The following is a 21,610-nucleotide window of genomic DNA, read 5'->3' as shown; positions in this document are numbered from 1 at the left end:
CCGTTTCCTCTGATTGCCTGTCTGTGTTATTGTATTCATATCCTGAAAAAGTCCCAAGTTAAAGATTCAGAATCATCAGTTATGCAGCGGTTTTGTCAATAGGTCAGGGTACGACCAACCTTTTTGCGAATTTCTGTATCGGGTATAGTAAATACAAGAATTGAAGAAAAGGTTGGTATTGGCTAAACCAGCTCACTTACCAGCTGATAACCTTTCTCCTTGCCAGCCCAACAATTCACGGCTTGGAAATAATCCTTAATCATCTTCGGTGTGATGTCCTTTTCGGGGTGTATGTTCATCAAGTCAAAGATCCGGGTCAACTCATTTACTATAAATTCATTGGAATATCTGTTTCCAACCTTAAATATATTCTTAATGAGCTTGACAACCTTGTTCCCTTTGCGTTGTGAGAGTATCATTTCCTCGTTCATCTTCTTCTTGTTGTATTTCAGTTCCTCTATCCTCTCTTTGCCCAAAGTTTCAAACGCTTCCACAATGAACGGGTCAATCTTCCGTATATCATTAATGAAGTCTAAGGCGTATTCTGAATTGGGGGTTTCCATTTCACTAAGGATTTGCACCATTTTTCTGCGTTTGTCCTTTACCGAGCGTGCAGCCTTGATAATCTTTAATTTCTCGTCATTCCCATTATATTCGCAATTCTCAAATATGGGATTGAAGAAATGGCAGTCATTGTACCAGTTCATTATTTCCTGCCTTGACCGGTATCTGTTGTCCACCAATACTGAGTTGATTTCATTGTCTATGGCAAACCAGTTCTTTGTAAAGTCGGGATATAGGAATTTGCGGAATGGCATAGTTTCAAGTACGGCACCGAACGCGAACCTGCTTTCCCTGTTATCGGCACTGTTATATAAAGTCTGTATCGTGTTATAGGCAAATTCATGCGCTGATATTTCCCATTCTATCTGTTCCCTGTCCTTAGTTATTATTTGTGGATTTACTCTGTAGATATGTGTTGCCGATTTTATGCCGTTACGGAATCTTCCGCAAATCTGTATGCAGTCCGTATCAACGTCAAGCAGGGTGTATTCGGAGACATAAGGGTCTGTAACCATCACCAAGTCGGGCTGATAGGGCAGGTCCAAGTCAAATGCCGTAAAGAACCTGCCGGTGAAGAAATTGTATCTCTTCATGGTATCTGCGCTCCAATCATTATAGGCATTATCAAAGGAGTATTCACTTTTCAATTTCAAACGGCTTTTGGGAGCACAATAAACGGCTGCCTCATCAAGCATATTGAAGTGTTTCATTAAAGAGTAGATTTCAACTATCGAATTGATGAAGAAACAGATAGTCCCGTTATGGCTCTCCAGATATTCGCCAATCGCCTTGGCTATATTATAAGTATGTTTAACCGTTATTTCTTGCCTGTAATCATAATCGGCACTTACCTCCACGGTTTCAAACCCTTTAAATCTCGGGTCGCTGAATCCGATAGGGGTGGCGGAAACAAGCGCCTTGCCTTTGAAGCGGAAAAAGTCATTCATGGGCAGCACAATGTCTATCCTGTAGTCCACGTCTTTAATCAGCTGTTGACATTCATCCATCAGCAGGAAGAAATGGTTGTAGATGTCGATATTGCTACAGGCGGTCTTCACTTTGCCGAAACTTTCGGGTGTGGTCATTATTTTATGCAGTCTGTTATTAGTCAGATAATTTCGGATCTTATCTATTGTGACATCTTCATAAACACCTAACAGATTGGGGTGTTTTTTGCATTTGCTTTTAATAACGGGTACATTGGGAACTACGATAATGGAATGTCTTTTGGTTTCAAGTTCCAAAGTCGTGGCACCACAGCCGGGTATTCTTTTGGAAAGTATGCAGTCTGACGGAATTTTATCCATTACGTCTGATAAGTATTGTCCTTTGTGCAGTGTAATCATAATCCTTTGCTGTTTAGATAATCCATAAATTCATCGGTTCTGGTTATGCTGAAAAAGAGCTTTCCGAAACGGAACAGCCCCCTAAGTTTTATATAGGCTTCGGTCTCCCGTAAAAATGGGATTCTTGCAATGTTGTATTTCTGTTCTATCAGTTCTTTAAGACAAATTGTCGGGAAGTCTGTAATCGTATGTGAAGTATCGGACGGAAAGATTCCGAAATCCTCATAGTCTCCTGTTTGCAGATAGTTAAGAATCCATTGCCAGCCTTGTTCGTTGAGTTGGTACCTTATTCCCGTTGCCCCTTGGCTGCTTATCCATGCTTCACCGTTCATTTGGATATAAAGCTGCTTGTGTTGCCTCATCAACAGCTTCACCTGCCTGTGTGCAACTTCATTGTTATATGCTTGGGTAAATTGTATCTGTTTCATTTCCTCTGTTCCAATTAAAAAAGAAAGCCGAGATTGTCTCGACTTTCTTTCAGACTGACTGCTTAGGCTACCTCATTCTGTCCGGTAACTTGTTGTTCGGCTTCCGTTTTCTTCATCCATTCGGGTTTGCAGGCTTCCCTGATAAGACTGTTCACTTCATCCGTTGCTTTCATACAGAACTTCACATTCCCGTTGAATGTGGATGAGAATCTCACGCAACGGTAACGCTCCCCGCTGTTACTGTACCAGTCTGCTTCAATATAGCCCCTCATGGTAGAGTTCATGTATTGTTTGAATAGTTCCATCATCAGGCTTTCCCCCTCTTTGGCAGTCTCTACCTCGTGCTCCTCCGCTTTGTAGTCATGTAAGCCGTTTATTATTTTAGCCATACCGAGATGTATTGCCGAAATAAGGTCTGCATCTCCTGCGCCTTCAAAATGCTGTGTCATGCCGGAACTGTAAACGACTGTGACCGATATGACCAGTTCGCCTTTTGAAGATTGTTTGAAACGCATGTCCGTTTTGACAGGGAACATAAGAAATGCTTCTTTCAATGCTTGCACAAACTCTGCACTTACTTTAGTGTTTTCTACTATGTTCTCTACTTTGTTATTTAACTCTTCTGAAAATTTAATATTTTTCATAATTTTCATTTTTAAATATTTAACATATAGATAATAATATCATTAAAGAACTACTGAAGCTATGCGCACTTGCTCGTTTGTTCCTTTTTGACGTTGCAAAATTAGTAAGGCTTGTTAGGAGAAGTCGGTAAAAAAATCAATGGAGTTTAAGCGAGTTTTTTACCACAATAAAAAAAGCACCTTGCCATATCGGAAAAGTGCTTTATATTTGTTTGATATTTAATGATTTAAAAATATATCCCGTATTTCGAATCGGGATTATTGGGCGATGTCTTGTAATTTTGTTCGTCCAATAATTCTTCAAGAGTGTCATAGTTCTTTAGAAAGTGTTTCAGTCGTACACGTATGTTGTTGCTGTCCGCTTCATCCACACCAATCATTTTGTTAAGTATAAGGTAATCGGTTATAAACCTGCTTTGTTCATTAGTTACCGATTTTTTCTTGTTGGATTTCATCGTGGTTATTGTTTGCAATAGCTGGTATGTTCCCCACATATAACGAGTTTCTTCTTTATCCAGTGGCACACCCGTTTTCTTTCCGTAAATGGTCATCAGCTCCCGTTCTGCATCTTTCAGACTATCCACGCCAAGAAATTTATTTAAATAGTTTTCCAATGCCATCTGTGCCCACGGTTCTTGCTTGTCAATAACTACCGGTTTGTCATATCCTATTGTGATTTTGCATTGGTAACGTAGGTGGTTCTTTTGCAGGGCGATGTATAATCGCAGCATTTCGGGACGTATGTATCTGACGTATTCCCAATAAGCCGTTTCCGCCTCTTCGGATTCTGTAAGACGGTCTTTCCTCCTGTTCATTGTCAATATGTACATAAACTGTAAGACCGTTCTCGAAATATCATCTACAGGATGGTTCCCGTAGAACTGATTAAATTCTTCCATGTCGTATTCATCGGATACAGGTATTAAAATCTTTTCGATTGTGTCCATTGCGTATGAGAACAAGTTCACCGTATTGTTTTCATCGCAATATCCGGAAACTCTTGGATCGTCTTTTAAAGTACGTGCATCAACAGAATCGCATATATGTCCGGAGATTGTGTGACGGTCTATCCCGTAACATTCCTTTGTCATTGGCTCGATTATGAGGAAAGCGGACATCGGTATTTCTATATATTTCATATTACTGTTTTCTTGCAAAAATAGCTAATAATCCTGCCTATGGCAATTACAGACAGGATTATTTGATATTATAGCAGGTTTTTCATTGCTTCATCCACCTGCTCATTGTCGAATTTGCTAAGATAGATTTGGGTTGTCTTTATGTCTTGGTGTCCTAATGCTTGTGATATGATGCCGATGTTTACTCCAGACTTTTTAAGAATGGTAGCAAAAGAATGGCGGGCAACATAAGTTGTTACGTTGGCTGTAATGTTTAGCTCTTTTGCCAATATCTTTAATTCATGGTTGATATGTAGGCAGAACTTTCGGACACGATTATGTTTTTGCATCGGTGTGATATGTCGCTTACAGTGTAGGATGGGGAAGAAGTAGTCGGCTTCTTTCTGATAATTGCTGTACTTGTTGATTATCTGCATGGCTTTATCTGATAACTGTAGATTGATGTTGCCGTGTGTTTTCTGTCGTTGGTATATCAATCGACCTTCGATAATATTAAGTGGTGTCAGATTAGCCATATCAACTAATGAGATTCCGCCACAAAGATAAGAGAAACAGAACAAATCATGTGCAAGTTGGCTTAGCTCGCTTTTGTCGTGGCAATCTGCGTTCATTATTTTGAGAATATCATTTTTAGACAAAGCTCGCTTCATGGTCTTAGTGTTGAGGTGGCTTAACTTGAACTCAGTAAATGGATTTTTATCTTTACTTACGACTTTGGCAGTAATGGCACGATTGTATGCGGCTCTTAAAGTTCGAAACTGATAGCTTAGAGTGGTGTCCTTGTTACCTTTTCTGCGCATCCAATCCTCAAAATTCTTGCAGAAAGTTACGTCAATATAGCTAAATGTATAGTTCAACTTTTTACCCTTATTGAAGTTTTTGAGGGTGTCGTAAGAGTTGAGATAAGCATAACTTGTGCCTATCTGCCCTTTCTCTTTAAGTTCTTTGATAATCAGTCTATAAAAATCATCTACAGTCATAGCTTTGATTTCATCTTTCTTTTCGTGGATTAACGATGAGGCTGTGAATTCTTCTTCTTTCATTTCTTTTTGAAGTAACTTTGATTGATACTCCATTTCAGTTTTAAGAATTAGTTGTTTGATGAGATTTCTGTTCGGACAATTACTTTTGGGCTGATTCTTACCGAAGTCCCAATAGATAGGATTTACGGATAATCCTAAACTTCTCATGATACGTTTGCCATCTTTTGCTATTCTTAACATTAGTGGTGATTCACCATTTGCAAGCACTTTATGCTTGTAGCAGATTACAGAAACTGATGCTTTCATAAAATTTTGGTTGACTTCTTGGTTGACTTTTCGCGTCAACCATAGCGTCAACCGCAAGATTTAAGAAACAGCCAATAAAGCAAAAAAGCATCGATAATCGTCAGATTATCAATGCCTTTCTTTCAGTCGGGGTGACTGGATTCGAACCAGCGACCACACGCCCCCCAGACGCGTACTCTAACCGGGCTGAGCTACACCCCGAATTGCGGATGCAAAGGTACTCATTAATTTTTAAATAGCAAATAATCCGTTGAATTTTCTAATATGATTTATGGATATGATTCTGATTCTTTGTATTAAAAGCATTATAAAAAAGCTGGGGAGTCTATAATAAAACTAAAATAGGAGAATGACAGATGAACTAACTCTCTGTTAGTTTGTTTATGAATTAATGTGAATAAAAAGATTTTGATTTCCTTAGTGTGATACTATATTTCCATATGGGGTGTGTAGTAATTCAGGAAGTTATACATTTGTAAAAAAAGACTTAGTTTAGAAAGGTGTTAAATGTTAGACATTAGAAATAGAGAGACGTTAGAGATATACGTCTTGGGTGACGATTTTAAATTCTATCAAAATCTGAAATATCTCCCTCTGACTTCTTATCCTTCTAATAATCAATCAGCGTTGATTATATATTGCTTAAGTGGAACGGCTAAGATCACAGTGCATGAGGATGTACACTGGACACAACCGGAGGAATTGATTATATTATTACCCGGACATTTTGTCTCATTTAGTGAGCCAAGTGAAGATTTTTCGACCATTACAATGGCAATATCTACTTCACTGTTTAGTGATGTGTTAAGTGGCGTGCCTAGATTTTCGCCGCATTTCTTTTTCTATATGCGGAGTCATTATTGGTATCCGCAATCGGAATGCGACATTCCACGGATGTATAATTATCTAGGTATGATAAAAGATAAAGTTACTTCTCAAGATATATATAGGCGGGAGCTGATTATTCATTTGTTGAGGTATCTGTATTTGGGACTGTTCAATACTTATCAAGAGGAATCGAGCTTGATGACTGTCCGCGGGGATACCCGTAAGGAAGAGTTGGCTAATAAATTCTTTAGGCTTATCATGAAGCATTTTAAGGAAAATAAGGATGTTGCTTTTTATGCAGACAAACTGTGTATTACTTCCAAATACCTGACTATGGTAATCAAGGAAACAAGTGGAAAATCTGCCAAAGATTGGATTGTTGAGTACATTATATTAGAAATCAAGGCTTTATTGAAAAATACAAGTCTGAATATTCAGGAAATAGCAATTAGAACGAATTTTGCGAATCAATCGTCGCTTGGACGTTTTTTTAGAAAGCATACAGGAATGTCGCTTTCACAGTATCGAATAAGTAGCTTTGAATAATAGCGAGGACAATTGCTTCACAATAGGCAATAATTTTTAATTTTGCGATATATCTGATATCGGATGGATTAAATTCCCATACATTCGCGATAGAAATCGAGCATCTCGAAGATGGTATTCTTATCAGCTGTTTGATTGATGCAAATATCTCCGATGTCTTTCAATAAAGTGAAATTGATTGTACCTGAAGTATTCTTTTTGTCATGCATCATTAATGCATATAGTTGGTCATACTTCTTGCAATCGAAAGTAAATACACCATAATTGTCTTTGATAAATTGGATCGTTTGTTGCATTTTCTCTTTCGGGAAACCTGCTTTAAGATGGGAAAGATATAGTTCGCATACGATTCCCCAAGCTACCGCATATCCATGCAATATCGGACGGGTTTCTGCCAATGCCATGCTTTCAAATGCATGTCCTACAGTGTGTCCGAGGTTTAATGCTTTGCGGATTCCATGTTCAAAGGGATCCTGGCCTACAATATCTTTTTTCACCTCCACCGATTGACCTACCAATTGTTTGAGAGCTGCATAGTCAATATTGGAAGTGTTGAAATGGAGTAATTTCACCCAATGTGCCGTATGGCTAATTAAACCATGCTTTAGCATTTCAGCATATCCGGAGAAAAAATTGTGTGCATCCAGTGTACGTAAAAATTCAGTTTCAATCAATACACTGCTTGCTGGCGCAAAGGCGCCGATTTCATTTTTCAGTCCGTTGAAGTTGATTCCTGTTTTACCACCTACTGATGCATCTACCATAGCCAGCAGAGTAGTCGGTATATTAATATAAGAAATACCACGTTTGAATGTAGCTGCAGCAAAACCTCCGAGATCCGTCACCATTCCTCCTCCGAGATTGATAAGCAAAGAGTGCCGGGTCGCTCCTTGTCTGCTTAATACCATCCAGACGGAGGCAAGCGTCTCTAGAGTTTTGTGCATATCTTCAGCTCCGATGCAGATTTCTATGGCATCTTTCAGTAAGCCCGATGCTTTTAAGGAAGGAAGGCAAAGACGCTGGGTATGCTCATCTGTGAGGACGAATAATTTGTCATGTGGGCATGATTCAATGGCACGACCGAGGCTTGTTTCCAAGCTTTCGCAGAGAATAACTTCTTGTTTACTCATGATTCTTTTGCTTTTTTATTTTGCAAATGTATATAAAATATTTTTTTTACTTACTTTTGTCTCATTAAAACGTTCAATTATGAAAGCATTATTACCTGTGTATTGTCGTCCTTTAGGATATGTGGTCTTGTTGGTAGCTCTGTTCATCCCTTTTATTCTAATGATGCAGGGAGTAGTAACTGATAATAACTTGCTGTTTTACAAAGAATGTACAAAATTACTGATGATGGCGGGATGCTTGTTGATAATCTTTGCATTCAGCAAAAATGAGAGCCGTGAAACGGAGCAGATTCGTAATTTGTCTGTTCGTAATGCCATCTTTTTAACATTTTTGTTCGTCTTTGGTGGCATGTTGTGGCGTGTTATACAAGGAGATGTGATAAATGTCGATACTTCCTCTTTCCTGACTTTTCTAGTTTTTAATGTGCTTTGCCTGGAGTTTGGTCTGAAAAAAGCGCTTGTTGATCGATTCTTTAAAAGATAATTTTCTTTTCAATTAAACCTTTTGCGATTCGATTTGTCAAAAAGACATTGTTATTGCTACTAATATAATCGTAAATAAGGTAAATGAAAAGATTTTCAGCAGGGTTGGTGCTGATGTTGCTATGCACCTTCTCAATTTTTGCACAGAATAAGGTTATTACCGTTTCGGGACGTGTGGTGGAAGCTGACACAAAAGAGCCTGCAGCGCAGGCTACAGTTCAATTGTTATCATTACCCGATAGCGCTTATGCTGCCGGTATAGCCAGTAGTAATCAGGGATGGTTTACTCTTCCCAAAGTGAAGGCCGGAAAATATGTGTTGAGAGTTTCCTATATCGGGTTTCGTACCAAACTTGTACCAGTGCAATTATCAGCTAATACCACTGATAAAAAAATGGGAACCATTGCATTGGATCCGGATGCTGTTATGCTGAAGGAAGCAGTGATTACCGGTGAGGCTCCACAGGTGACTGTAAAAGAAGATACTTTGGAATATAACTCGGCGGCTTATCGTACCCCGGAAGGAGCGATGCTCGAAGAACTGGTGAAAAAATTGCCGGGAGCCGAGATTGATGATGACGGTAATGTTAAAATCAATGGTAAGGAAGTAAAGAAGATTATGGTGGATGGTAAAGAGTTCTTTGGTGGTGATGTGAAAACCGGATTGAAGAACTTGCCGGTCAACATGATTGATAAGCTGAAAACATATGATAAGAAATCGGATCTGGCACGTGTTACTGGGATAGATGATGGGGAAGAAGAAACGGTTCTTGACCTGAAAGTTAAGAAAGGTATGAATCAAGGTTGGTTTGGTAACGCAGGTGTTGCCGGTGGCACAGAAGACCGTTATGGAAGTAACTTGATGTTGAATCGTTTTGTCGAAAATAGCCAATTTTCTTTAATTGGTTCGGCCAACAATGTAAATGATCAGGGATTTTCCGGCGGAGGTGGTAGACCTCGTTTCCGGAACAGTAACGGTTTAACTGCTACCAAGATGCTTGGAGCTAACTTTGCTACTCAGACCGATAAACTGGAACTGGGTGGTAGTGCCCGTTATAACTTCAGTGATCGGGATGCAACATCCACAAACTACTCGGAACGTTTCCTTCAAAATGGAAATTCTTACTCCAACTCAAACAGTAAAGGTCGTAACAAGAATATAAACTTCAATGCTGACTTTCGTTTGGAATGGAAACCGGATACGTTGACTAACATTATTTTCCGTCCGAACATTTCTTATGGAAAGTCTAATAGCTATTCCATATCCGAATCGGGTACTTTTAATGAAGATCCATTTAATCTGGTGTCTAATCCTAATGAGTTTTTGAATAAGATTTTTTGGGGAAATACAAACGATCCTTTGGATGCTATTCGTGTTAACGCTAGTAATAGTGAATCAAAATCCGAAGGTCAATCTCTTTCTGCGAACGGTTCTTTACAGGTGAATCGGAAATTGAATAATCAGGGGCGAAACATTACATTTCGTGGTACTTTTAGTTATGGAGATAATGATAGTGAACAGTTTAGTGAATCGTTGACGCGTTATTTTGATGATAACGCGAAAAAAAAGGATGATGATCGTAAACGGTATACTACTTCTCCCACTCAAAGTTATGGTTATACAGCAGAATTGACCTATAGTGAGCCGGTTGCGAAAGCCACTTTCTTGCAATTCCGTTACAAGTTTCAATATAAATTCAGTGAAAGTGACAGGAGTACATATAGCTTGATTCCTGATGCGGATAAAGGACAGGATTGGTCTTGGAATTTTGGTGATGGTCTGCCTGAAGGGTATGAAGAGAATAAGGATAGAAATTTGAGTAAATATGCTCAATATAAATATTACAATCATGATATTAATGCGGGATTGAATGTTATACGCGAAAAGTATAGATTGAATTTTGGAATATCTCTTCAACCGCAGAATACTAGATTAGATTATAAGAAAGCTGAAGTAGATACTGTAGTAAAAAGAAATGTGCTCAATTTTGCTCCTAATGTTGATTTTCGTTACAGGTTTTCTAAGACCAGCCAGTTACGTTTTACTTATCGGGGACGTGCAAGTCAGCCGAGTATGGAAAATCTGCTGGATGTAACCGATGACTCTAATCCGTTAAACATTCGTAAGGGTAATCCGGGATTGAAGCCTTCTTTTTCTCATTCTATGCGTTTATTCTATAATACTTATAATGCAGATAGCCAACGTGGTATAATGGCTCACGCAAACTTGAATATGACTCAGAACAGCATTACTAATGCTACTACTTATAATCAGAGTACTGGTGGAGTAATAGTCAAACCGGAGAATATTAACGGAAACTGGAATGTGATGGGAATGTTTGGATTCAATACAGCATTGAAGGATAAACGTTTCACTATAAACTCTTTCTCGCACGCTAACTATACTAATGAGGTTTCTTTCCTTTTCAATGAAGATGCCAAAGTAAATGACAAGAATACCAGTACAACATTGGCTTTAGGAGAAAATCTGAATGGGACCTTTCGCAACGACTGGTTTGAGTTTACTTTGAATGGTTCGATCAACTATAATTTTGAACGAAATAAACTGCGTCCGGAAAATAATCAGGAGCCTTATACATTCGGTTATGGAGCAAGTACTAATATCTCTTTGCCTTGGAATATGACGTTGTCGACCAATATAACGAATAATGCGCGTCGTGGTTATCGTGACGCCAGCATGAATAAGAATGAACTTATTTGGAATGCACAAATTGCTCAAAACTTCCTGAAAGGCAATGCTGCAACTATTAGTTTTGAGATATATGACATATTGCGGCAGCAATCCAACATCAGCCGTTCGTTGACAGCCGATATGCGTTCTGTTTCCGAATATAATGGAATTAATAGCTATTGCATGCTTCGCTTCTCTTATCGTTTGAATATTTTTGGAAACAAAGAGGCTCGCGGCAATATGCGCCATGGTGGTTTTGATGGCGCTGGCCCGCGTGGCCCTCGTGGTGGGGGCTATGGCGGTAGTTATGGTGGTGGCAGACCACACTAAGGCAGCACTATTGATTTAAATAGAATAATAAGAAGGAAAGTCTCAGCACAACATTCGATGTTGTAGCTGGGACTTTTTTGTTAATCCGATAATTTACTCTATATTTGTTGCTCAGTATCTGTATGAAAGGTGATTCCTATGATTGATTGGAACTATATGCTTAGCCAGATAGCAACAGTGGCTTTTGATATTCTTTATTTTGGAGCCATTATCGGTACGATTGTCATTATCATTCTTGACAACCGGAATCCGGTTAAAACCATGGCATGGATACTCGTATTACTTTTTCTCCCTATTGTCGGACTTATCCTTTATTTTTTCTTTGGGAGGAGCCAGCGTCGCGAACGTATCATCGGGCAAAAAAGCTACGACCGCCTATTGAAGAAACCAATGGCCGAATATCTGGCGCAGGATTGTTCGGATATTCCCTATGAATACTGCCGTCTTATTCAGCTTTTCCGACAAACGAACCAGGCATTTCCATTTGAGGGAAATCGAGTGGCAGTTTATACTGAAGGATATACCAAACTTCAGTCATTATTACGTGAACTGCAAAAAGCGAAGCAACATATTCACATGGAATATTATATCTTTGAGGATGACGCTATTGGGCGTCTGGTCAGAGACGTACTGATAGAAAAGGCTTCTCAAGGAGTTGAAGTGCGGGTTATCTATGATGATGTAGGTTGCTGGCATGTACCTAACCGCTTTTTTGAAGAAATGCGTAATGCCGGTATTGAAGTCAGAAGCTTTTTGAAGGTGCGTTTTCCTTTATTTACCAGTAGGGTGAATTACCGTAACCATAGAAAGATTGTTGTCATTGACGGACGTATAGGGTTCGTTGGAGGAATGAATCTGGCAGAACGTTATATGCGTGGTTTTTCCTGGGGCATTTGGCGCGATACGCATATTATGTTGGAAGGTAAGGCTGTGCATGGTTTACAAACGGCTTTCCTGCTTGATTGGTATTTTGTAGATCGTACGTTGATAACTGCTTCTCGTTATTTTCCAAAGATTGATTCTTGTGGGGATTCTTTGGTGCAAATTGTTACGAGTGAGCCCATCGGACCGTGGAAAGAAATTATGCAGGGCTTGACAGTTGCCATTACCAGTGCAAAGAAATATTTCTATATGCAAACACCTTATTTCTTACCTACAGAGCAAATATTGGCTGCTATGCAAACTGCCGCATTATCAGGGGTAGATGTACGCTTGATGTTGCCGGAACGTGCCGATAACTGGATAACTCATCTTGGATCGTGTTCTTATTTGGCAGATGTGATGCAGGCAGGTGTTAAAGTCTATTTTTATAAGAAAGGCTTTTTGCATTCTAAGCTCATGGTTTCAGATGATATGCTTTCTACAGTGGGATCTACTAATGTTGACTTTCGTAGCTTTGAACACAACTTTGAAGTGAATGCTTTTATGTATGACATAGAAACAGCTCTTGAAATGAAAGAGATATTTCTTCAGGATCAGCGTGAAAGTACACAGATCTTTTTAAAGAATTGGGTGAGACGTTCGTGGAGACAAAAAGCTGCGGAGTCTATCGTGCGTTTATTGGCTCCGCTACTTTAAATAAGGATGAGATATCGGTGGGAGCTTATCTAAACAGTGAGAAGTTTACGCTTCCATACACTCTTCTCTCCATGAAATGTGGATTATCTTCGAAATTATTATCTTTTCCGTGTTCCAGTACCAATAATCCTCCTTCTTTGAGAAGGTTGTTCTGAAAGATTAATTCGGGTATTGTTTCCAATTCTTTTAAAGCGTAGGGCGGATCGGCAAAGATGAAGTCGAACTGTTCGCGGCCATTCTTGATAAACTTAAATGCATCTCCACGTATTGGTAGACATTTGTCTGTTTGTACCTCTTTCATGATTTTGCAGATGAACGAGTGATGCGCAGGATCTTTTTCAATACTGATAACTCGGTCGCATCCACGAGATATCAGTTCGATACTGATGCTCCCTGTCCCGGCAAACAAATCGAGAGCTGTTACCCCTTCTTCAAAATCAATATAGTTATTAAGGACATTGAAAAGATTCTCTTTGGCAAAATCTGTTGTGGGACGTGCTTTAAATGTTCGAGGCACGTCAAATCTTCTTCGTTTGTAAATACCGCTGATTACTCGCATGTTAATAAGGATTGCATGTCAATATTAGTTGCAGGATTCATGATGAATACCTGTAGGATAAATTTTTTCAGTTCGCTCATTAATACCTTTTTTTCCGGTAGTGTACCGGTTAGGTGTAATTCATCTCGTTCCTGATTAAATTCCAGTTGCTTCCAGGCATACAATAAATAGTAAATACGGTCTTCTGTGTGCGTGCATTCAAAGGAATTGGCCAGAAGCAGATGTCCTCGTTCAAAGCAATAGATGTCAATGCCGTCTTTACGTACATAAACATACATCTTCTTACTGTTTCCCAATCTGCTTTTTACAGAAAAATAATCGATGAATGGAGTGGCTTGAGAATAAAAACGAGCTTCGGGATAGTGTTCATTCAAAAAGTTTTGTGCACTTTTATCTATGCCGAAGATGACAACTATATTATTCTGTTTTAGAATATTATACAGTACCGTTTCGTTTTCTCTTTTCTGATGATTGTGATAAAACAGAAGTTCTGCCTGCTCCTCCTCAAACAACTCTAATGGTACGATTGTAAAGCGTTTGTTTGCCATCATAATATTTACCCGTTTGTAAGGATGGTTGAGGAAGTCCGATTCGTGAAAGACTGCCTTTAGATTGGCTGTAAGGGATAGAGATACATTTATCTCTTTCTCTATAACTGAAAGCGAATCATCATGAATCGGGTTATAGATAGAAAAAGAAAATCCATCCGTACTAAGACGGATGGATAAAGTATATTGTTTCGATTTAGTAAAATCAATCATTATTCCCAGTTACCAGCACCGTTGTTTGGAGTATCGATAGAACCTACCATCAAACCGCTATATTTGCCTAGTTTAGAATCCAGGTCTTTTAGGTTGATGATTTCTTGTTTGTCAAGTCCGTTTAAGTAAGTCTCGTATGGAGCCTTTACTTCGAACAAGTATACTGGAGCACCAGATTTAGCAGTGTCATTTCTCACATTCATTTCGAATTGAGCGCCGTTTCCGTGAGGAATGTATTTCATAGAATCCGCATTGAAACCTTTCGGATAAATTGTATCCAATACAGCTACCCACATTGTGTCACGTTTGAAGTTTTCAAGTCCCCATTTCTTAACTTCATCGTATCTACCGGTCTTTTTCGCTTTTTGGATGATGTCTACTGCTTTCTTTTCTGTCAATCCATCTTCCAGCTGCTGATCTGTCAGCTGCCCGATTTTCATAACGAAAGGCAATTTTTGATTTTTAACGAAATCAATTAACGTGTCTAATTGGGGGGCATACATTCCGCGGTGTAGCATACGATACTCCTGCTGTGCTTTACGGATGTCAATCAGGCGGGCAATGACAGCTTTTTCCCTTTCCTTCTTTGCCTTTTCAAAATTGATAGGACCCATAATGCTGGTGTAGCAGATATAAACCAATGCGGCAGCACAGAGCACTAATACAATATTAAATACTGTTTTCATGATAAATTATGTTTTTAGTTGTTATATTCGCATCGCAAAAATAGAATAAATAAATTTAAATACGATAGTTCCTCGAACTTTTTTCTCATACAAAAATGATAAATAACTATTTAGAAAGGCAAATTAAGGAAAATTTTCCTTACCAGCCAACTTTAGAGCAGGAAATTGCTATAAAATCTCTTTCAGAGTTTTTATTATCTACTCTGGTGGACGAAGTTTTTATCTTAAGAGGTTATGCCGGTACTGGTAAAACGTCATTGGTCGGGGCACTGGTGAAAACCATGGATCTGTTGCAGCAGAAATGTGTATTGCTGGCTCCTACAGGACGTGCGGCAAAGGTCTTTTCAGCGTATGCAGAACATCCGGCTTTCACTATTCATAAAAAAATATATAGGCAACAGTCTTTTTCGAATGAGCTTAGTAATTTTTCGATTAATGACAATCTGGCTACAAATACTTTATTCATCGTTGATGAGGCTTCCATGATTTCAAACGAAGGGTTGTCGGGGAGTGTGTTTGGAACCGGTCGCCTATTGGATGATTTGGTGCAATTTGTTTATTCGGGACAGGGATGTCGTCTCTTGTTAATGGGGGATACCGCGCAGCTTCCTCCGGTAGGAGAGGAGTTAAGTCCGGCATTTTTCTCAGATGCATTGAAGGGGTATGGACTTGAAGTACGTGAGATGGATCTTACTCAAGTAGTCCGTCAGGTACAGGAATCCGGAATATTATGGAACGCCACACAATTGAGGCAATTGATAGCGGAAGGTGATTGTTATTCTTTGCCTAAGATAAAAATAGCAGGCTTTCCTGATATTAAACTGGTACCTGGAACTGAACTGATAGAGGAACTTACTAATTGTTATGATCATGATGGTATGGATGAGACGATTGTTGTCTGTCGTTCCAATAAGCGTGCAAACCTATATAATAATGGAATACGTGCTCAAATTCTTTGGCGTGAAGATGAATTGAATGCAGGAGATATGTTGATGATAGCCAAAAACAATTACTATTGGACAGGGAAATATAAGGAGATGGATTTTATAGCGAATGGCGAGATAGCAGTTGTCCGGCGTGTTCGTCGAACTCGTGACATATATGGCTTTCGTTTTGCGGAAGTCACTCTCCGTTTCCCTGACCAGAATGATTTTGAACTGGATGCAAATCTGTTGTTGGATACTTTGCACTCGGACTCACCTGCATTATCAAAAGAAGACAATGACCGATTATTTTATACAGTACTTGAGGACTATATAGATATTCCAATCAAAAAAGACCGGATGAAAAAGATGAAAGCTGATCCGCATTATAATGCATTGCAAGTGAAGTATGCATATGCAATAACTTGTCATAAAGCGCAAGGTGGGCAGTGGAAGAATGTTTTTTTAGATCAGGGGTATATGACGGATGAGTATCTGACTCCGGATTATTTTCGATGGCTCTATACGGCTTTTACTCGTGCAACAAAGACATTGTATTTGGTGAATTATCCGAAAGAACAAGTCTAAAAAAGATTTTTTTGCAAAAAAGATAAATCGGACTAAGTGTTTATTGTTTTAGCTTTGTTTTATTAACAGAGGAGGGAAAGTCGACACCCTCCTTGAGAGTTTAATAAAATGTATAACCATTAAATAAAATGTATGGAAAGCAAACATTCGCTTCGAAACTCGAAGTTATTTCGAGCTTTATTGGTCCTTTTGTTTTGGGCAGTTCCTGTACAATGGGCTATGGCGCAGTTGACCTTATCAACTCCTCGTACAACTTTAGGCACTGTAATTAAGCAAATCCAGTCACAATCAAAGTATCAGTTCTTTTACAATGACAAACTTTCAACCATCACGGTTGAGCCTCTTAAAGTGAAAGACGCCTCTTTGGAGCAAGTATTAAGTGCACTCCTTAAAAATAAAGCGGTTTCTTATAAAATAGAGGAGAATATTATTTATTTATCTGAAAAAGCAGATTCTAATTCAGTACAACAGCAAAGAGGAAAAGAACGTACTATAACCGGACAGGTATTGGATTCTAATGGTGAACCTTTAATTGGTGTTAGTATCTTAGTAAAGGGAACAACAGATGGAGCTATTACGGATTTATATGGTAATTATCAAATAATCACAAAAAGTAATAACCCTGTTCTTGTTTATTCTTATATTGGTTATAAAACACAGGAGGTACCATTAAAAGGTCAAACCTCTATCAATATCACACTGATGGACGATACACAAGTGATTGATGAAGTTGTAGTTACAGCACTAGGTATCAAACGTTCGGAGAAAGCTTTGAGTTACAATGTAACGCAAGTAGATGCAGAATCGGCTTTGGCTGTGAAAGATGCAAACTTTATCAACTCTTTGAATGGAAAGGTCGCAGGCTTGAACATCAACTCTTCTTCTTCCGGTATTGGTGGTGCAAGTAAGGTTGTTATGCGTGGATCAAGAGGTATTGAACAATCTTCCAATGCACTTTATGTAATTGATGGTATTCCAATGTATAATTTGAGTGCTTCAGGTGGTTCTGAAGAATTCCAATCACAAGGTTCCACAGAAGCTATAGCAGATATTAACCCGGAAGATATTGAATCGATGTCGGTCTTATCCGGAGCCGCTGCTGCGGCATTATATGGTAGCAATGCTGCCAATGGTGCTATTGTAATTACCACAAAGAAAGGAAAAGTGGGACGTGTGTCACTGACTGTGTCCAGTAATACAGAAATGTTATCCCAGTTTGTTATGCCGGAATTCCAGAATCGTTATGGCACATCCGGCACAGATGCCAGCTGGGGAAAGAGACTGAACGATGCCAATTACTATGGATACGATCCTTCAAGTGATTATTTCCAAACGGGACTTATCGGAACAGAGTCTATAACACTTTCTACCGGAACTGAGCACAATCAGACTTATTTATCTGCCGCTGCGGTTAATTCACGTGGAATTATTCCCAATAACAAGTATGAACGCTATAACTTCACATTCCGTAATACAACTCTTTTTCTGGATGATAAGATGAAGTTGGATGTGGGGGCTCAATATATCATGCAGAAAGACCGTAATATGGTAAACCAAGGTATTTATGCCAATCCATTGGCTTCTGCCTATTTGTTTCCACGCGGCAATGACTGGGAAGATTATAAGATGTATGAACGTTATGATTTAGAGCGTAACATGTATACTCAATACTGGCCGCAAGGTGGTGGTTCTTTCCGTTTGCAAAATCCTTACTGGATCAACTACCGTAACTTGCGCGAGAATGATAAAGACCGTTATATGTTGAGTGCAGCCTTGAGTTATGATATCTTAAGTTGGTTGAATGTAGCCGGGCGTGTACGTTTAGATAATTCCTATAACGCATATACACAAAAATATTATGCTTCTACTATTGAAACCATCGCTGAAGGTAAAAATGGTTTTTACGGAGTGACAAATACTCGTGACAAACAGACATACGCAGATTTGTTGCTGAATATTAACAAGACATTTGGAGAGGATTGGAGTCTGACTGCCAATATAGGTGCTTCTTATTCGGATAACCGATCAGAGGCCCTGGGTGTCAGTGGACCGATTGCTGCAAACGGCCTTCCTAACTTTTTCACTGTTGTCCAATTGGATAAGGATACAGGTAAACGTGAGGAAACCGGTTATCGTGAACAGACTCAATCTATATTTGCATCAGCCGAAGTTGGTTATAAGAGTACTTATTATTTAACCCTTACCGGACGTAACGATTGGCCGAGCCAATTGGCGGGTCCGAACTCAAAACAAGCATCTTTTTTCTATCCGTCAGTAGGTACTTCTATTGTTTTGTCAGAGTTGTTTAAGTTACCTGAAAGTATTTCTTACTTGAAATTACGTGCTTCATGGGCTTCTGTTGGTCTACCCTTCGGACGTTTTCTGGCCTATCCGACTTTCTCTTGGAATACTTCTACCGGAGCGTATTCTTCTCAATCTGCATATCCATTATATGACTTGAAGCCGGAAAGAACAGATTCTTGGGAAGTTGGTCTTACTGCACGTTTTCTGAAAAACTTCAATCTGGATGTTTCATTCTACAATACTAAGACTTATAACCAGACCATGGATGCCAAACTTTCTCCAACAGGAGGATACAGCACTTTTTATGCACAGACTGGTAATGTACGCAACCGTGGTATAGAACTCTCTTTGGGTTACAAGAATACATGGAATAAATTTACATGGAGTTCGAATTACACCTTCAGTGCCAATAAAAACAAAATAATAAGTTTGATTGACGGGTATATAAATCCTGTAACAGGGGAAAAGATAACAAAAGACCGAATGGATGTAGGTGGTTTATCAAAGGCCCGGTTTATTTTAAAGGTAGGTGGCTCTTTGGGTGATCTCTATTCACAGTCCGACTTACTCCGCGATTCGAATAATAAGATTTATGTGAATGAAGATGGAAATGTGACAGTAAATGATAAGGTTGATGATATTTATCTAGGTTCTGTCTTCCCCAAAGCTAATATGGCATGGCGTAATGATTTCCAATATGGCAACTGGGGGCTTGGCTTCTTGTTGACAGCTCGTTTGGGAGGTGTTGTATATTCTGCTACTCAGGCTGTACTTGACTCCTATGGTGTGTCTGAAGTAACTGCGGTAGCCCGTGATAATGGTGGGGTTGTGATAAATGGTAATGACAGAATTGATGCACAAAAATGGTATTCAGTAGTCGGTGCTGACTGTGGTATTCCTCAATACTATACGTATAGCGCCACTAACTTGCGTCTGCAAGAAGCTTCAGTAAGTTATACCATTCCAAGGAAAAAACTGAAAAACATAATGGATATAACTCTTTCATTAGTAGGACGTAATTTGTGGATGGTTTACTGTAAGGCTCCTTTCGATCCGGAGTCAGTGGCAACTACAGGTAATTATTATCAAGGAATTGATTACTTTATGATGCCTAGCCTTCGTAGTGTAGGATTCAATTTGAAACTTAAATTCTAAAAACTGAAAAGATGAAGAAAAATACAATAGTACAGTTTATAGTCGCTGGTTTGTTTCTTTTTAGTGCAACTGCATGTACGGGAAACTTTGAAGATTATAATAAGAATCCTCATGAACCGGATCAGAACGACATGGGAGTAGATTGGTATTTAGTGAGGTCACTGGCTCTTAATTTGCAGGATTTAATGATACCGGAACAAGAAAACTTTTCTCAATATGTAGACTGTTTGATGGCGGGAGGATTCTCGGGATATGTAGCAGACTCTAATTTGGGAACAGGTTGGTCTGGGCGTTATGCAACTTATAATCCTTCGGATGACTGGAAGAAAGTTCCATTTAATGACTTTTATTCAAAGTTCTATCCAGATTATTTCAATTTGAAGAATCAGAGTGATGATGAATTATTCTTATCATTGGCTGAGCTATATCGCATTGTTGTTATGTTACGTGTAACAGATACCTATGGTCCTATTCCTTATTCACAGGTGGGAGCCGCTAACGCAATCAAATCCCCTTATGATTCTCAGCAAGCTGTTTATACTAAGATGTTCGAGGATTTGGATCATGTTATCTCAGTATTGAGTAAATATGCCAGCCAGAGTTTCAGTTCAAGTGCGGACAGAATATATAATGGTAATACATTAGCATGGTGCAAGTTTGCCAACTCTCTGAAGCTTAGAATGGCGATGCGTACTTGTTACGTAGCAGGATTCAATGTGAACGGAAAAACATCGCAGCAATTGGCTGAAGAAGCTGTAGAAGCAGGCGTAATGACTACCGCCTCTGACGGTGCTTATCGCAAAGTTGCCGATCACAATCCGTGGCAACGTTTTATGGTACTATGGTCTGACGCACGAATCTCGGCCGATTTAACTTGTTACATGAATGGTTATAATGACCCTCGTCGTGAAGCCTATTATGGCAAAAGTACTTTTGGTTCCGTATCAGGAGATGCATATACGGGAAAAGAAGGTTATATCGGATTGCGTCGGGGTATTTTACAGGGGCAGTATAATTCCTGGTCACAAGGTTCTTCTTGTATGAAAGTAGCTGCAAGTGATAACATTGTGGTATTCCGTGCTTCAGAAGTTGCTTTCTTACGTGCTGAAGGAGCTCTTCGTGGATGGAATATGGGAGGTTCCCCGAGAGACTTTTATGAAGCAGGTATCCGTTTGTCATTTGAAGAAAACAATATTAGTAGTGGAGTAGAAAGCTATTTGGCGAATACAGGAAAAGTAGAAGTCTACAAAGATCCGTTAAAAGGGCAGAGCGGGCAGACTTATGATTATTCCGGTTCGATTAATACCGATGTTACGGTAGCATGGACCGGTGGTGACTTTGAGAAAAGTCTTGAACAGATTATTACTCAGAAATGGATTGCCAATTTCCCGAATGGTATGGAATCGTGGTCTGAATATCGACGTACGGGATATCCAAAGTTGATGCCGATGGCGGCAAATGCCAGCAGTGGTATTGTTGATGATACAGAAGGTGCGCGCCGTATGCCATATCCGACCGATGAATATCGTGAAAATAAAGAAAGCGTAGAGGCTGCTGTTTTGACTTTGGCTCAAGAGTCTAAGACTAAAAAAGGAGACTCAATGGCTACTCATGTTTGGTGGGATTGCAAATAATTAT

The 21,610-nt window shown here is 39.2% G+C and carries 16 protein-coding genes and 1 tRNA gene; 7 read left to right on the top strand and 10 right to left on the bottom strand.

All coding sequences use genetic code 11. The features are described from left to right. Positions 1-182: 182 nt before the first annotated feature. From AB9N12_RS03385 to AB9N12_RS03360, 6 genes are all read right to left on the bottom strand, one after another. Positions 183-1,910 carry a hypothetical protein gene (locus tag AB9N12_RS03385; protein ID WP_369889675.1) on the bottom strand — a complete coding sequence of 576 codons (1,728 nt, stop codon included), beginning with the start codon at positions 1,908-1,910 and terminating at the stop codon, positions 183-185. Beyond that, positions 1,907-2,338 carry a hypothetical protein gene (locus tag AB9N12_RS03380; protein WP_369889673.1) on the bottom strand — a complete coding sequence of 144 codons (432 nt, stop codon included), beginning with the start codon at positions 2,336-2,338 and terminating at the stop codon, positions 1,907-1,909. Before AB9N12_RS03380 ends, AB9N12_RS03385 begins: the two co-directional genes overlap by 4 nt. Positions 2,339-2,400: 62 nt before the next feature. Next, positions 2,401-2,982, bottom strand: a complete 582-nt coding sequence (locus AB9N12_RS03375) for a hypothetical protein (RefSeq protein WP_369889671.1) — start codon at positions 2,980-2,982, stop codon at positions 2,401-2,403. Between the two features lie 227 nt (positions 2,983-3,209). Next, positions 3,210-4,121, bottom strand: coding sequence for a hypothetical protein (locus tag AB9N12_RS03370; protein ID WP_369889670.1), 912 nt, complete (start codon positions 4,119-4,121; stop codon positions 3,210-3,212). A 68-nt stretch (positions 4,122-4,189) separates the two neighbouring features. After that, the gene (locus tag AB9N12_RS03365) at positions 4,190-5,410 is read right to left on the bottom strand and encodes a site-specific integrase (RefSeq protein ID WP_369889669.1); all 1,221 of its coding nucleotides are present in this window, start codon (positions 5,408-5,410) and stop codon (positions 4,190-4,192) included. Between the two features lie 126 nt (positions 5,411-5,536). Continuing rightward, positions 5,537-5,611, bottom strand: a tRNA-Pro gene (locus AB9N12_RS03360). A gap of 306 nt (positions 5,612-5,917) precedes the next feature. Between AB9N12_RS03360 and AB9N12_RS03355 the strand changes: the two genes are divergently transcribed. Continuing rightward, positions 5,918-6,784 carry a helix-turn-helix domain-containing protein gene (locus AB9N12_RS03355; protein ID WP_369889667.1) on the top strand — a complete coding sequence of 289 codons (867 nt, stop codon included), beginning with the start codon at positions 5,918-5,920 and terminating at the stop codon, positions 6,782-6,784. A 68-nt stretch (positions 6,785-6,852) separates the two neighbouring features. Here the strand turns inward: AB9N12_RS03355 and aroB are convergent, their stop codons facing one another. Beyond that, a complete protein-coding gene (gene aroB / locus AB9N12_RS03350) occupies positions 6,853-7,914 on the bottom strand; it encodes a 3-dehydroquinate synthase (RefSeq protein WP_369889665.1) in 1,062 nt (353 codons plus the stop codon). 79 nt (positions 7,915-7,993) lie between these two features. Here aroB and AB9N12_RS03345 point away from each other — a divergent pair, with 79 nt between their 5' ends. The 3 genes from AB9N12_RS03345 to cls all read left to right on the top strand — a co-directional run bounded on the left by AB9N12_RS03345 (position 7,994) and on the right by cls (position 12,996). Further along, the gene (locus AB9N12_RS03345) at positions 7,994-8,398 is read left to right on the top strand and encodes a hypothetical protein (protein ID WP_369889663.1); all 405 of its coding nucleotides are present in this window, start codon (positions 7,994-7,996) and stop codon (positions 8,396-8,398) included. Between the two features lie 83 nt (positions 8,399-8,481). Further along, positions 8,482-11,418, top strand: a complete 2,937-nt coding sequence (locus tag AB9N12_RS03340) for a TonB-dependent receptor (RefSeq protein WP_369889661.1) — start codon at positions 8,482-8,484, stop codon at positions 11,416-11,418. A 138-nt stretch (positions 11,419-11,556) separates the two neighbouring features. Further along, on the top strand, positions 11,557-12,996 hold the full coding sequence (gene cls, locus AB9N12_RS03335; RefSeq protein WP_369889659.1) for a cardiolipin synthase: 1,440 nt from the start codon (positions 11,557-11,559) through the stop codon (positions 12,994-12,996). A gap of 25 nt (positions 12,997-13,021) precedes the next feature. On the opposite strand, the gene rsmD is transcribed toward cls, so the two are convergent. The 3 genes from rsmD to AB9N12_RS03320 are packed head-to-tail and all read right to left on the bottom strand — an operon-like array spanning position 13,022 to position 15,002. Then, positions 13,022-13,555 (bottom strand): 16S rRNA (guanine(966)-N(2))-methyltransferase RsmD, encoded by a 534-nt coding sequence (rsmD, locus tag AB9N12_RS03330; protein WP_369889657.1) that lies wholly within the window; start codon positions 13,553-13,555, stop codon positions 13,022-13,024. Continuing rightward, entirely contained in the window at positions 13,546-14,316 is a 771-nt protein-coding gene (locus tag AB9N12_RS03325; RefSeq protein WP_369889655.1) for a DUF3822 family protein, read from the bottom strand. The genes rsmD and AB9N12_RS03325 overlap by 10 nt, the downstream gene beginning before the upstream one ends. After that, positions 14,316-15,002 carry a hypothetical protein gene (locus AB9N12_RS03320; RefSeq protein ID WP_369889653.1) on the bottom strand — a complete coding sequence of 229 codons (687 nt, stop codon included), beginning with the start codon at positions 15,000-15,002 and terminating at the stop codon, positions 14,316-14,318. The genes AB9N12_RS03325 and AB9N12_RS03320 overlap by 1 nt, the downstream gene beginning before the upstream one ends. A 95-nt stretch (positions 15,003-15,097) precedes the next feature. On the opposite strand from AB9N12_RS03320, the gene AB9N12_RS03315 reads away from it, so the two are divergent. From AB9N12_RS03315 to AB9N12_RS03305, 3 genes are all read left to right on the top strand, one after another. Next, positions 15,098-16,513 (top strand): ATP-dependent RecD-like DNA helicase, encoded by a 1,416-nt coding sequence (locus tag AB9N12_RS03315; RefSeq protein ID WP_369889651.1) that lies wholly within the window; start codon positions 15,098-15,100, stop codon positions 16,511-16,513. Between the two features lie 132 nt (positions 16,514-16,645). Then, positions 16,646-19,972: a TonB-dependent receptor gene (locus tag AB9N12_RS03310; RefSeq protein ID WP_369889649.1), complete on the top strand. Its 3,327-nt coding sequence runs from the start codon at positions 16,646-16,648 to the stop codon at positions 19,970-19,972. 11 nt (positions 19,973-19,983) lie between these two features. After that, a complete protein-coding gene (locus AB9N12_RS03305) occupies positions 19,984-21,606 on the top strand; it encodes a SusD/RagB family nutrient-binding outer membrane lipoprotein (RefSeq protein WP_369889648.1) in 1,623 nt (540 codons plus the stop codon). The last annotated feature ends 4 nt before the right edge of the window (positions 21,607-21,610 follow it).

Origin of the sequence: Bacteroides sp. AN502(2024) (assembly GCF_041227145.1) — a bacterium.
GTDB lineage: Bacteria > Bacteroidota > Bacteroidia > Bacteroidales > Bacteroidaceae > Bacteroides.
The sequence above is the reverse complement of the archived record's forward strand: the minus strand, read 5'-3'. Positions and strand labels throughout refer to the sequence as shown.